Origin of the sequence: Micromonospora sp. NPDC003816 (assembly GCF_042874705.1) — a bacterium.
GTDB lineage: Bacteria > Actinomycetota > Actinomycetes > Mycobacteriales > Micromonosporaceae > Micromonospora.
Genome location: NZ_JBIANP010000001.1, coordinates 746,332 through 759,369 on the forward strand (window position 1 = coordinate 746,332; position 13,038 = coordinate 759,369).

Consider the following 13,038-nt stretch of genomic DNA (forward strand, 5'->3'; position numbering starts at 1 on the left):
TCGAGAATGATTCACTGATCACGAGGTCGGCACCCCACCGGAGGAACACGATGCGCCCGCTCACCAGCCGGGCCACCGGCGATCGCACCTGGCTGGTCGCCGTGGCCGCCAGCCTCTGGGGTTTCTCCAGCCTGCTGCGGGAGCCGCTGGCCCGGGAACTCCCCGCGTTGAGCGTGGTGCTGGCCGAACACGTCGTGCTGGTGCTGCTGGTGTCACCCTGGGTGATCCCGGCCGTCCGCGCGCTGGCCCGGTCCTCGGCGCGGACGAAGCTGGCCGTGCTGGTGATCGGCGCCGGCTCCTCGGCGCTGGCCACCACGCTCTTCACCGCCGCGTTCCGGCTGGGCGACCCGATCACCCCACAGGTGTTGCAGAAGCTCCAACCGGTGCTCGCCCTGGTCCTGGCCGCCATGCTGCTGGGGGAGCGGGTCGGCCCCCGGTTCCCGCTCTTCGCGGTGCCCGCGCTCGTCGGCGCCTGGCTGCTGGCCTTCCCCGACCCGCTGGCGGCGCAGCCGCGCGGCCTGGCCGCGGCCGCACTCGCCCTCGGCGCGGCGGCGCTCTGGGCGGCCGGGACCGTCCTCGGCCGGATGGTCAGCGCCGAACTCTCCTTCCTGCACGTCACCACGCTGCGGTTCAGCGTCGGCCTGGTCACGCTGGCCACCTTCGCGGCGGCCACCGGCACCCCGGTCGGCGTGCCGATCGAGCTGGTGCCCCGGCTGGTGCTGCTCGCCGCCATCCCCGGCCTGCTCGCCCTGACGCTGTACTACCACGCCCTGCGTCGGACGCCCGCGTCCAACGCGACCCTCGCCGAACTGGCCTTCCCGCTGACCGCAGCCCTGGTCGGGCTCACCCTGCTCGACGGTCGACTCGGCACCAGCCAGTGGGTCGGCCTGGCGCTGGTGCTGGCCTCGGTGGTCCTGCTCGCGCTGCACGAGAACCGCAGCTCCCGGCCGGCGGTGCGGCAGCCGGAGCAGCGCGTGCCTCAGGTCGTCGGCACCTCCGGCAGCGCCGCCGGGAGGTCCGACTCGACGCGGTGACGCAGCAGGTGCAGCGGCCCGGCGGTGACCCCCGCCTCGGTCAGTGCCACCGCGTACGCCGCCGCCGTCGAGTCGTCCACCAGGCCGTGCACCAGCGGCAGGGCGGGTGTAGCGGCCCGCAGCAGCGACTCCACCTGGCAGGAGGCGATGGTGCCGGGCAACCCGAGTGCCGCCGCGTGTCCGGCGACCGCCGCCGACGGCAGGTCCACCGGCACCGTACGGCTGGTCGGTCCGACGTGCAGCAGCCCGCCGCCGACCACCAGCACGTCGCGGTCCCGCCGCATCCGGGCCAGCGCCCGGGCGGGATCCAGCGCGTGCGGGAAGGAGTCGTCCACCACGATCGTGCCGGGGCGCAACCGGTCGACGTCGAGTGGTTCGGTGGCCGCGCTGGTGGCCCCGATGATCAGGTCGGCGGCGTACGCGGGGTCGGGCACCGCCGGGGTGGTGGGGCAGATCTCGACGGCGGCGGTGAGCCCGTCGGCGCGGAGCCGGTCCACCTGGTCGGCCAGCCGGGGCGCGGTCGCCGGCAGGTCGCAGAGCAGCAGCCGGGCCGGTGGCCGGGGCGCGCGGGCCAGCAGCAGCCGCAGCGAGGAGAACCCGATCGAGCCGAGACCGACCACGGCGACGGTCCGTCCGGCCAGGCTGCGCCCGGTCGCCGCCAGCGCTGCCTCGACGGTCAGGACCACCGAGACGACCGTGGCCGCGTGACCGGTGGTGACCGCCGTGGCGGTCCGCGTGCGCCGCAGCACCCCCACCCCGTACCCGGTGTGGGCGGGGATCAGGCCGGCGAGGGAGACGCAGGTCGCGCCGAGACCGGCGGCGAGGTCGACGGCGGCGGCGGCCTCGGTGGCGAGCCCGTCCCCGGCGGTGGTCAGCTCGTCGGCGAAACGGGGGAGACAGACGAAGCCGGAGGTGCCCAGCGGAGTGGACAGCTCCTCCAACAGCCGGGGTCGCCCGCCGGGGAAGAGCAGCTCGCGAAGCTGCTCGCGGGGCAGGCTCCCGGCGGGCAGCCCGGCGATCACGGCGAGCTGCGCGGGCGACGGCAGGTACCCGACGATGGCGGCGGTCAGTGTCGGCGTCGGACCCGGTCGGACGGTCGCCGCCGTGCTCGTGTGCGGCGAGGCCGGCCCCTGGCTCGGTGCGGTCGCCACCGGGCTCGTCGGGGACGGGGCGGCGTTCGGGCCGGCTGCCGCCGGCTCCGGCCCGGTCGCCGCCTCGTTCAGGTCGGCGCGGAGCCGGTCGGCGAGGTGGTCCAGGTCGGCGGCGCTCAGCGCCGTGGGGGAGCCGCGCAGGGTGACCCGCAGCCCGTCGGCCACCGGCCGGGCGGTGAGGAACAGGTCGGTGCCCAGCGGCGGCGGGGCGAGTTCGCTGTCCTCGTCCCAGGAGAGGTCGAGCCGGTCCGGCCCGACCGTCCCCGTCGCGGCGGGCCGGAGCGCGTCGAAGTCCAGGAAGCTGAAGAAGAACTGGGCGCCGGTCGGCGCGCCGTCGGGTCGTCCGGCCGGCACGGCCGCCGCGATCGACGGCGGGTCGGCGTACTGCCGGGCGGCGCTGACCTCGGCCGCGACCCGGGCCAGATGGACCGGGAAGGGCTCGGTGCCGGTCAGGCGCAGCGGCAGCATCGCCGCACACGGCCCGAAGATCCGGTGCAGGTCCGGCAGCGGGTGGTCGCGTCCGGTCACGGCCAACCCGAGGACCAGGTCGTCCTGACCGGTGTACCGGGCCACCACCCGGTGGTACGCGGTCAGCACCGGCGCGTACAGGGTGCTCGACGCGTCGGTGGCCAGCCGGCGTAGTCCCGCCACCACCGTGGCGTCGAGCGTGAACGCGCGGACCGGGGTCCCCGGATCCGTGGTGCCGTCGGCGTGCCGCCGATCGGTCTCCGCCCGCAGCACCGGTGGCCGGTACGCGGACCCGAACCGCTGCGACCACCACGCGTACGCGGCCGGGTCCGGTGCGGCGGCGGCCCGTTGTGCCAGCAGCCGTACGTAGTCCCGGAAACCGGCCCGCAGCGGCGGCAGCGGATCGGCCGTCCCGTCGGCGTGGTACGCGGCCAGCAACTCGCGGCCCAGCAGCGCGGCACTGTAGCCGTCACCGATCAGGTGGTGGGCGTGCACCAGCAGGACGTGGTCGTCCGGTGCGACCCGCAGCAGGCGCAACCGCAGCAGGGGCCAAGCCCACGGCTCGAACCGTCGGCGACGTTCCTCCGCCACCCGAGCGGCCACCTCGGCCGGGCCGGTCACGCTCTCGTACGCCACCGGCAGCCGCATCGCGACGGGCAGTTCCTGTTGCACCGGTGGCCGGGCACCGGCCGGGAAGACGGTCCGCAGCATCGGGTGCCGGGCGACCAGCAGGTCCACCGCACGCTGGAAGGCGTCCCGGCGCAACGGCCCGTGCAGCCGCAACCGGGCCAGCCAGGCAGTCCCGGCACCGGGCAGGACGGCGTCGGCGAGCAGGAACCCACGCTGGGCGGCGGTGACCGGAAACGGCGCGGCGGAGTCCGTCTGCGGCACGGCGTCGACAACCGGTCCACTGTCGACGGTCGTCGGGCCCGTCGTGGCATCGTCGTCCGCCGCACCGGCGTCGAGCGCGGCGGCCAGGGCGGCCGGAGTCCGGTGCTCGTAGAGGAGCGTCGGGCTCACCGTGACCGCGTGGCGCTCCTGAAGGTGGGCGAAGACCTCCAGGGCCAGGATCGAGTCGCCGCCGAGGGCGAAGAAGTCGTCGTCCGGGCCGACCACCGGCAGGTCCAGCAGACCGGCCCAGATGCGGGCCAGCTCCGCTTCGGTGCCGGCCGGACCGGTGCGGCCGGTTGCCGGTGCGCGGCGGTCCGCCAGCGCCGCCAGCGATTCGCGGTCGACCTTGCCGGTGGCGGTCAACGGCAGGCTGGCCAGCAGGTGCAGACGCGCGGGCACCATGTGCGCCGGCAGGTGAGCGGCCAGATGGGCGCGCAGCGCGGCCGTGGTGGGGGTGGTCTGCGGCGCGGGCAGCACGAAGGCGTGCAGGCGAGGGTGCGGATCGGCCCGGTGCAGGACGGTCGCCGAGGCGACCTCCGGATGGGTCCGCAGCACCGCCTCGATCTCGCCGGGTTCCACCCGGTGACCGTGGATCTTGATCTGGTCGTCGAGGCGGCCGAGGAACTCCAGGGTCCCGTCCGGCGCGAGTCGGCCCCGGTCGCCGCTGCGATAGAACCGCTCGCCGTCGTGGATCACGAACGCCGCCTCGGTCAGCTCCGGCTCGCCGAGATAGCCGCTGGTGAGACCGGCACCGCCGAGGTACAGCTCGCCGGCCACCCCGGGCGGGCAGTCCCGACCGTCCGGGTCGACGACGCGGACCACCGCCCCGCCGACCGGACGGCCGATCGGCAGTCGGCGTTCCGCGTCGTCCGGCCGCGCGTCGATCAGGTGCCAGGTGGCGTTGACGGTGGTCTCGGTCGGGCCGTACAGGTTGGTGATCCGGGCGTCGCCGAACAGGTCGAACCAGCGCCGGACCGCCACCGGCGACAGTTCCTCGCCGCCCACGTGCACCCAGCGCAGCGCGGTCAGGTCGGGCACCTCGCCGTGCCGGCGTCCGTGCTCCTCGGCGGCGCGCAGGATCCGCTCCCACAGCGTGGGGACCGAACTCCACACCGTGATCCGGTCCCGGGCGATCCGGGACAGCAACGCCTGCGGATCGCGGAGCAGGGTGCGGGTGAACGTGACCACGGTGGCCCCGACCAGCAGCGGGGCCAGGATCTGCCGGACCGAGGCGTCGAAGCAGCTCGACGCCGTCTGGGCGAGCCGGTCCCCGGGCCGGTAGCCGAAGGTGGTGACGGCCCAGTCGAGGTACGTGCGCATCGACGCGTGGCTGACCGGTACGCCCTTGGGTCGCCCGGTCGACCCCGACGTGAAGATCACGTAGGCGGTCCGGTCCGGTGCCGCCTCGGGCACCGAGGGCACGTCGTGGTCCGCGACGGTCGCGATCCCGTCGAAGGGGACCGGTCGTGCGGCAGCGTCGAGGCGGGCTGCCACGGCGGTCGAGTCGTCGTCGTGCAGCAGTACGTTGACTCCGGCCCGGACCAGGTGGTCGGCGAGGCGGGCCGGTGGGTGGGCCGCGTCCAGCGGCACCCAGGCGGCCCCGGCCCGCAGGATGCCGACCACCCCGACCACGGTCTGCGGTCCGGGGGCGGTGAGCAGGCCGACCCGGTCGCCGGGGCGTACCCCGTGCCGGGCGAGCAGCGCGGCCACCCGGTCGGCGTCGCGGTCCAGCGTCCGGTAGGTCACGGTCCGGGCGCCGGTCGTCACCGCCACCGCGTCCGGGGTGCGTCGGCAGACCGCCCGGATCCGGGCGGTGACGTCGCCCCCGCCGACCGGCTGCCGCCCGGCGTCGGCGACCGCCAGGACCGTCGCGGGACGCGTGGAGTCACCAGTGGACAGCGGCGGTCGGCCGGTGGCGATCGCGACGAGGTCGTCCCGGTGTTCGGCGGCGAGCCGGGCCACCGTCGCCGGGGAGAACAGTCGGCGCGGGAAGTTCCACGACAGGCCGAGACCGTCACCGGCCTCCCAGCAGAGCAGACTCAACCGGGTGGCGGCGGAACCGGAACCGGCCGCCGTGGGCGTCACGGCGACCGGACAGTCCGGGTCGAGAGTGACCGGGAACCGGGCGAAGCTGAACCCGGCCGGGCTGGCGGTACGCGGCCCGGCACCGGGCCGGTCGAGCAGACGGGCCAGGTCGAGGCTGGTGACCGAGCCGTGTCGCTGCGCCGCCGACCAGGCGACCCGGAGTCGGTCGGCGAGCCGTCCGGGCGGCTCGTCGGGGTCCACGTCGAGGACCAGAGGCAGGGTGTCGGCGAACGGTCCGACGATGCGGTCGATCCCGGCCAGCCGGGCGTCGCGACCGGCCCGCGCCACCGTCACCGGCACGCGTCGCTGCCCACCCCACCGGGCCAGGCAGCGCACGTACCCGGCCAGCAGCAGATGGAACAGCGTCACGCCGGCCTCGGCGGCCCGGTCCCGCAACGCCGACACCAGATCCGGCGCCACCTCACTCGGCAGGGTCAGCAGGGGCGGGCCGGGAGGTCCGTCCGGGTCACCGTCGAAGGGCAGCCGCAGCGTCGTGCCGTCGGCCAGCAGATCCCGCCAGTACGCCAGGTCGGCCGTCGTGGGCACGGCCACCTCGCGCGCGTACGTGTCGAACCCGGGCGCGGGCGGGCGGTGCACCGGCGTACGGCCGTGGGCCAGGGTGGTGTAGTCGGCCCACAGTTCCTCGCTGAGCAGGTTCAGGCTGAACCCGTCCCCGGCGGCATGGTGCAGCACCAGCATCAGGTGGGCCCGATCGGGTGCCTCCCGGACGAGGACCGCTCGCAACGGCGGCTGCCGGGACAGGTCGACCGGGGTGTTGCACAGCCGCTCCCGCACCTCGGTCAACGGCTCGGTGAACGTCCGCACCGTGTACCAGTCCGGCGTCGGAGCCGGTCGGGCCGGCACGGGCCTGACCACCTGGCGAGGCGTACCCGGACCGGGCGCGAACCGGACCCGCAGCATCGGGTGACGCGCCTCCAGACGCGCCAGCACCTGCCCGAGAAGCGAGGCGTCCAGGGGGCCGGTGACGGTCTGCTGGACGAAGGCGAAGCTGGCCACGGTCGGGTGCAGCCGGTCGTTGACGTGGAACGCCCGCTGCACGGCAGTCAGCGGGAACGGGTCGCCCTCGACCGACGTCCGCGACCCGACCGACGGCGTACGCGTCACGGGTTCGGCGTCGCGCATCCCGGTGAGGTGGGCGGCCAGGTCGGCGACGGTGGTGTACTCGAAGAACAGGGTGACCGGCAGCTCCCGGCCGAGTTCCTCCTCCAGCCGCTTGACCAGGTCCACGGCGGCCAGCGAGTCCAGGCCGAGGGCGAGGAACGAGGTGTCGTCGGCGATCTCGTCGGGCCGCCGGTGCAGTGGTTCGGCGAGCAACCGCCGCAGCAGCCCGGCCACCTCGTCCCGGCCCGGTCCGCCGTCCCCACCGGCGATTCCACGCGGCACGTCGACAGCGCCGGTGTCGGCAGTGGCGGTCGCGACGGCGGCAGTCGCGACGGCGGCCCCGACCGGGACGCCGACCGTCGGCGCGGTGGCCGGACTCTCCGGCCCGGCCGCGACGACGACGTGTGCGGCGTCGACACGACGGGCGAGCGCCAGGGCGCGCAGCGCGTCGTCGACCGGCATCGCACCGGGGCCGCCACCGCCGGTCCGGGCGGCCATGCCGGTGTCGCTGATCGCGGCGAAGCCGACCGCCTGGACCGGGCGGCCCGTGGCCCGGTGTGCGGTCGCGAACGCGTCGAGGAACCGGTTGGCGGCGGCGTAGTCACCGATCGCGCCGGCCAGGCCGGGCAGCACCGCGCTGACCGAGGAGAACCCGACCAGGGCCGTCCGGTCGTGGCCGTGTCGCCGCAGCGCCTCGGTGAGCAGGTGGCTGCCGCGTACCTTCGGACCCAGCACGCCGAGGACGTCCGCGACGGACTTGGCGCGCAGGGTGCCGACCCGGACGGTGCCGGCGGCGTGGAACACGGTGTCCACCCGGGGCACGGCGGCGAGCAGGGCGTCCACGTCGGCGGCCACGGTCACGTCACACCGGTGGTACGTCGCCGTCGCCCCCAGCGCGGTCAGTTCGGCCAGCAACGCTGCCGGTGCGTGGTCCGACCGGCCGGCCAGCAGCAGGGTCGGCTGCTCCCGGCGGGCCAGGGACCGGGCGAGCGCCGCGCCCACACCACCGGCACCGCCGACGATCAGGTACACGGCACCCGCCCCGGCAGACCCGCCACCGGCAGCGCCGACGGCCCGGTCGACGGACGTCACCACCGGGTCGGGGACTCCTCCTGCGCCCGGCGACACCGGATCGAGGAAACGTGCCATCCGGCGTCCGTCCCGCCAGGCCACCCCGGTCGCCGCACGCGGGCCGGGCGAGACGGCTGCCGGGCCCGCCGCGAGGGCGGACAACTCGCGGCGGACGGCGTCGACCCGCGTCGCCGTACCGTCCGAGGAGCAGAGGTCCACGGTCTGCACGAGCAGGCCCGGACGCTCGTCGGCGAGCGCGGCGGTCAACCCGGCCAGCACCGCCTGCACCGGGCGGGCACGCTCCGCCGCCGCGCCGGTGACGTGCACGTCCTCGGTGACCACCAGCAACCGGCCCGGCCGGTCGGCGTCCTCGTCGATCAGGGCGCGGACGGCGTGTACCTGCGCGGTGACGGCGGCGTCGAGCGCGGCCACGTCCGGCGTGTCCACCGCCGCCCCGGCGAGCAGCACGGTGACGCCGGGGGTGTCGTCAGCGACGACCGTGGGGGTGTCGGCCGTGCGGACCTCGACCCCGTCGGCGGTGAGTGCGGTGACCAGGGCGTCGGCGAACGGACCGCCCACCCCCGGGCCGCGCAGCCGCACCCACCCGGCGGGTACGCCCGCGACCACCGGCACCTCCCGCCAGGCGACGACGTGCAGCGGTGCGGCCTGCGGTGATCCCGGTGGCGGGAAGGCGCGACGCGCGAACGGGTAGGTCGGCACCGGCACCCGCTGCCGCCCGGCGTACAGGGCGGGACGGTCGAGCGGACCACCCCGGACCCAGAGCCGTCCGGCCGTGGCCAGCAACGACGCCGTAGCGGTGGGCCCGCCGGGCACGGCGACCATCCGGACCATGGGATGGGCCGCTCCGTCGACCTGCCCGCCACGATGCTCCGTCGCGCCGACGCCACCGGTGCCGGAGTCCGGCGCCAGGGCGGCAGTGTCCCGGGTGGAGTCGGCGACGCCCAGCTCGACCACGGTGTCGTACCCGTCGTCGTGGAGCCGTCGCCACGCCGCACGCCACTGCGCTCCGCTCGCCGCCCCGGTGGCCCACCGCAGCGGGTCCGGCGGATCCCACCGCCCGGCCGCCGGGCTGAACACCGGCACGCCCCGCAGCGCCACGAGGGCGTACCCGTCGTCGTCCCGGTCGGCGTGGCCGTCCCCGGCGGCGGCCGGATCGGCGAGCGCGACCGACCGCCGGACCGCCTCGGCGACGCCCAGCGCGCCCCCGGCGGCGGCTGCCGCCAGCTCACCCACACCGTGTCCGAGCAGCGCATCGGGCCGCACCCCCCAGGCGGCGAGTTGCCCGGCCAGGGCCAGGGCCACCACCACGCCCGCCGGGGCGCTGACCCGCCGGTCCGTCCGTTCCGCCCCGTCGTGCAGGCACCAGGCGAGCAGCGGTCGTCCCGCCACCGGGCCGGCGGCGGCGCAGGCCCCGGTCAGCAGGGCCCGGAAGACCGGGAGCCGGTCGTGCAGGTCACGGACCGCCGGTGCGTCCGGCGGCGATCCGTCGCCCGGGAAGGCGAAGACGATGCGTGGCCGCCGGCCGACCGGTTCGTCCCGGTACGCGGTCGCGGCCGCCGCCAACCGGTCCGCCAGCCCGGAGTCGTCGGCGACGAGCGCCAACCGGTACGGCGCGTCGTCACGGGCGGTGCCGGCGCTGGCGACCACGTCGGCCACGTCGAGGTCACCCCGGGCGCGCAGGTGCCTGGCGAGGTCGAGGGCACTGCGCCGCAACGAGGCCGCCGATCGCGCGGTGAGCGTCACCAGGTGCGCGCCGGTGCCGTCCGGCGGCGGTACGGGCTCCCGGGGCGGCGCCTCGCGCAGGACGGCGTGCGCGTTGGTGCCGCCGAAACCGAACGCGTTCACGCCGGCGACCAGCGGTCCGGGTGCGGTCCACGGGCGTGCCTCGGTGAGCACCGTGAAACCGGCGGCGTCGAGGTCGTACCGCGTGGACGGCCGGACGTGGTGCAGCGACGGCGGCAACTGCCGGTGCCGCAGGGCCAGCACCACCTTCAGCAGCGACGGCATGCCGGCGGTGTTGAGCAGGTGCCCCAGGTTGGTCTTGACCGACCCGAGCCAGCGGGGCGTGCCGTCGGGGCGGGGCGGGAACGCGGCGGCCAGTGATCGGGCCTCCACCGGGTCACCGAGGCCGGTGCCGGTGCCGTGCGCCTCGACGTACGAGACGGCGGCCGGGTCGAGCCCGGCGTCCGCGTACGCGCGGGCGATGACCTCCCACTGCCGCTGCGGATTCGGGGCGAGCAGGCTCAACGACCGGCCGTCGTTGCCGACGGCGGTGCCGGCGACCAGCGCGAGCACCCGGTCCCCGGCGGCGTACGCGTCGTCGGGGCGGCACAGGACCAGCGCCGCGCCGCCCTCGCCGGGCACGAAACCGTCGGCGTCGGCGTCGAAGGCGCGACACCGCCCGGTCGGCGACAACGCCTCGGCGGCGTCCAGCAGCCGGTAGGCGGTCTCGGTGAGGTTGAGGTTCACGCCGCCGACCACCGCGATGTCGCACTCGCCGGTGGCCAGGCTGCGCGCGGCCAGGTGCAGCGCGACCAGCGCCGACGAGCAGGCGGTGTCCACCGCGATCGCCGGGCCGGCGAGGTCCAGCGTCTGCGACAGCCGGGCCGCGACGAGATTGCGCAGGTTGCCGACCAGCGCCGATGGTCCGGTCACCGCACCGGTGGCGGCCAGCAGCTCGGGGTAGGCGCTCTCGCCGACGGCGGCGAAGACGCCGACACGTCGGCCCTGCCGGCGCGGGCCGGCGTACCCGGCCCGTTCCAGCGCCTCGTACCCGATCTCCAGGAACAGTCGGGCGTGCGGGTCGGTGAGCCGGGCCTCCTCGTCGGAGAGCCCGAAGAAGTCCGCGTCGAGCTGCATCGGGTCGTCCAGGAAGGACCCCCAGCGAGGTCGGCCGTCCTGCGGCGTCCACCGGTGCTCCGGCACCGGCCGCACCGCGTCGACGCCGTCGACGAGCCCGCGCCAGAACTCGTCCGGGTCGTCCGCGCCGGGGAACCGGCAGGCCATCCCGATGACCGCGAGCGGCGTCGCGCCGGAGCGGTCGTCCGGTGCCGGTGGGACGGGACTCCCGAGCGGTGCCGTCCGGGTCGCCGACGGCCCGGCCAGGATGCGGTCGGTGAGCGCGGCGACGGTGGGACAGTCCCGCAGGTCCGCCGGATCGAACGTGGTGCCGAGGGCGTCCTCCAGCCCGGCCAGCACCTCCATCGCCGTGAGCGACGACCCGCCGATGGCCAGGAAGCGGTCGTCCGCCGCGATGGTGTCGGCGGGCCGGTCCAGCACCCGGGCCCAGACCGCCCGGACGACCTGCTCGACCCGTCGCCGGGACAGCGGCCCCGGGGACGGCGGCGCGGATACCGGGTGTGGGTCCGTCGAGGTCGCCGGTGGAGTGGGGTCGGACGTCGACGGGCGTGGGCGGCTGGTCGCCGCCAGGTGCCAGCGGCGTTCCCGGTCGGCGAAGTCACCGGCCAGGTAGCGTTCGCGCATCCGTCGCCGCCGCAGCTTGCCGCTGGTGGTGCGGGCGAACGCGCCGGGCGGAAGCGGCAGCACCCGCACGTCGTGGTGCCCGGCCGCCTCGGCGACCCGGGCCCGCGTGGCGTCGAGCACCACGGCTGCCCCGGCGGGCGGACGGGCCCAGGCCACGAAGACCACGATCCGCTCGCCGCCGCTGTCCGGGTCGGTGCAGCCGACCACCGCGGTCATCGTGGCCGGCAGCCCGGCGGTCGCGGCGGCCACCGCCTCCAGGTCGGACGCGTGGAACGTCCGGCCGTTGACGAAGATCACGTCCTTCGCGCGGCCGGTCACACAGAGCCGGCCGGCGCGCTGGAAGCCCAGGTCACCGGTGCGCAGCCAGCCGTCCACGAAGGTCTCCCGGCTGGCCTGCGGATCCCGGTGGTAGCCGCGCGCCACGTTCGGGCCGCGTACCTCGACCAGGCCCACCCGCTCCTCGGGCAGCGGACGGTGCCGCTCGTCGACGACGCGTACCTCGCAGCCGGGCACGGGGTGTCCCAGGTCCATCAGCTCCACCGCGTGCGTACCCGGCGCGGTGCTCACCGCCCGGCCCTGGCTCAGCGCGGCACGGTCCAGCACCAGCGGCGCGGCGACCTCCCCGGGCGGCGGGAAGGTCACCGCGAGGGTCGCCTCCGCCAGGCCGTACACCGGTCGCAGGGCGGCCGGGGCGAGCCCGGCCGGGCGGACGTGCGTCAGGAAGGCCCGCCACACCGTGGGGGAGATGGGCTCCGCGCCCACCACCACGCACCGGACGCGGCTCAGGTCGAGCGTGGCGAGAAGATCCGTCGGGACCCGGCGGACCGCCAGCGCCAGCGCGAAGTTCGCCGCCGAGAGCAGGGTCGCGCGATGCCGGTGGGCGGCGGTGAACCACAGTGCCGGGCGCTTGGCGAACGCCATCGGAGGTACGCGGACCTGCGTGCACCCGATGGCCAGCGGGGTCAGGTGGGTGCCGATCAACCCCATGTCGTGGAAGTACGGCATCCAGGTGACCAGCACGTCGTCCGGCCCGGCGCCGCTGGCCAGCCGGGACTGCTCCACATTGGCCAGCACGTTGGCGTGGGTCAGCTCCACCCCGCGCGGCGTGCCGGTGCTGCCGGAGGAGAACTGGAGGAACGCCACGTCGTCGGGGTCGGCGGCGAACGACTCCTCCAGCGGGGGGCTGGTACGCAGGTCGGCCAGCCGCAGCACCAGGCCCGCCAGCCCGTCGGCGACCGCCCCGGTGGCGTCGTCCACCACGGTCACCGCGTCGGCGAGCAGCTCGCGCACCGCCCGTACCCGGGCCGGTTCGGGCGGCAGCGGCACCGGGACCAGCCCGGCGGCGAGCGCCCCCCAGAACAGCGGCTGGAAGTCGTCGCCGGCGTCGGCGACCAGGATCACCGGGGTGCCGGGGATCACGCCGGCCGCCCGGTAGCCGCCCGCCACCCGCAGCGACTCGTCCCGCAACTGCCGCACGGTGACGGTGCGCTCGGTGCCGTCCTCGCGAACGTGCACGACCACCTGGTCGGGTGCGCGATCCGCGGCCTGGACGAGGACGTCGAGCAGTGTCCGTCGGTCGCCGGGTCCGGCCGCAGTCTGCACGCGACGATGCTAGTGGGCATGATCGAGTACCCGGCCGACGGTCGCCGGGATGCCCGTCATCTGACACGCGACACGCCCGGCACAGCATCTGGTGTTGCCATCTCCGCACC

2 protein-coding genes are annotated in these 13,038 nt (G+C 76.1%); one reads left to right on the forward strand and one right to left on the reverse strand.

Annotated features, from left to right (window positions below; genetic code table 11):
- Positions 1-50 precede the first annotated feature (50 nt).
- Positions 51-1,034, forward strand: coding sequence for a DMT family transporter (locus ACFYTT_RS03255; RefSeq protein ID WP_387257453.1), 984 nt, complete (start codon positions 51-53; stop codon positions 1,032-1,034).
- Here ACFYTT_RS03255 and ACFYTT_RS03260 read toward each other — a convergent pair.
- Positions 980-12,928: an amino acid adenylation domain-containing protein gene (locus tag ACFYTT_RS03260; RefSeq protein ID WP_387257455.1), complete on the reverse strand. Its 11,949-nt coding sequence runs from the start codon at positions 12,926-12,928 to the stop codon at positions 980-982. The two genes, ACFYTT_RS03255 and ACFYTT_RS03260, sit on opposite strands and share 55 nt — an antisense overlap.
- Between the last annotated feature and the right edge of the window lie 110 nt (positions 12,929-13,038).

What these genes read in the sequence shown, in the direction of transcription:
- ACFYTT_RS03255 (WP_387257453.1), top strand. Translation starts at nt 51, where the DNA reads ATGCGCCCGCTCACCAGCCGGGCCACCGGCGATCGCACCTGGCTGGTC.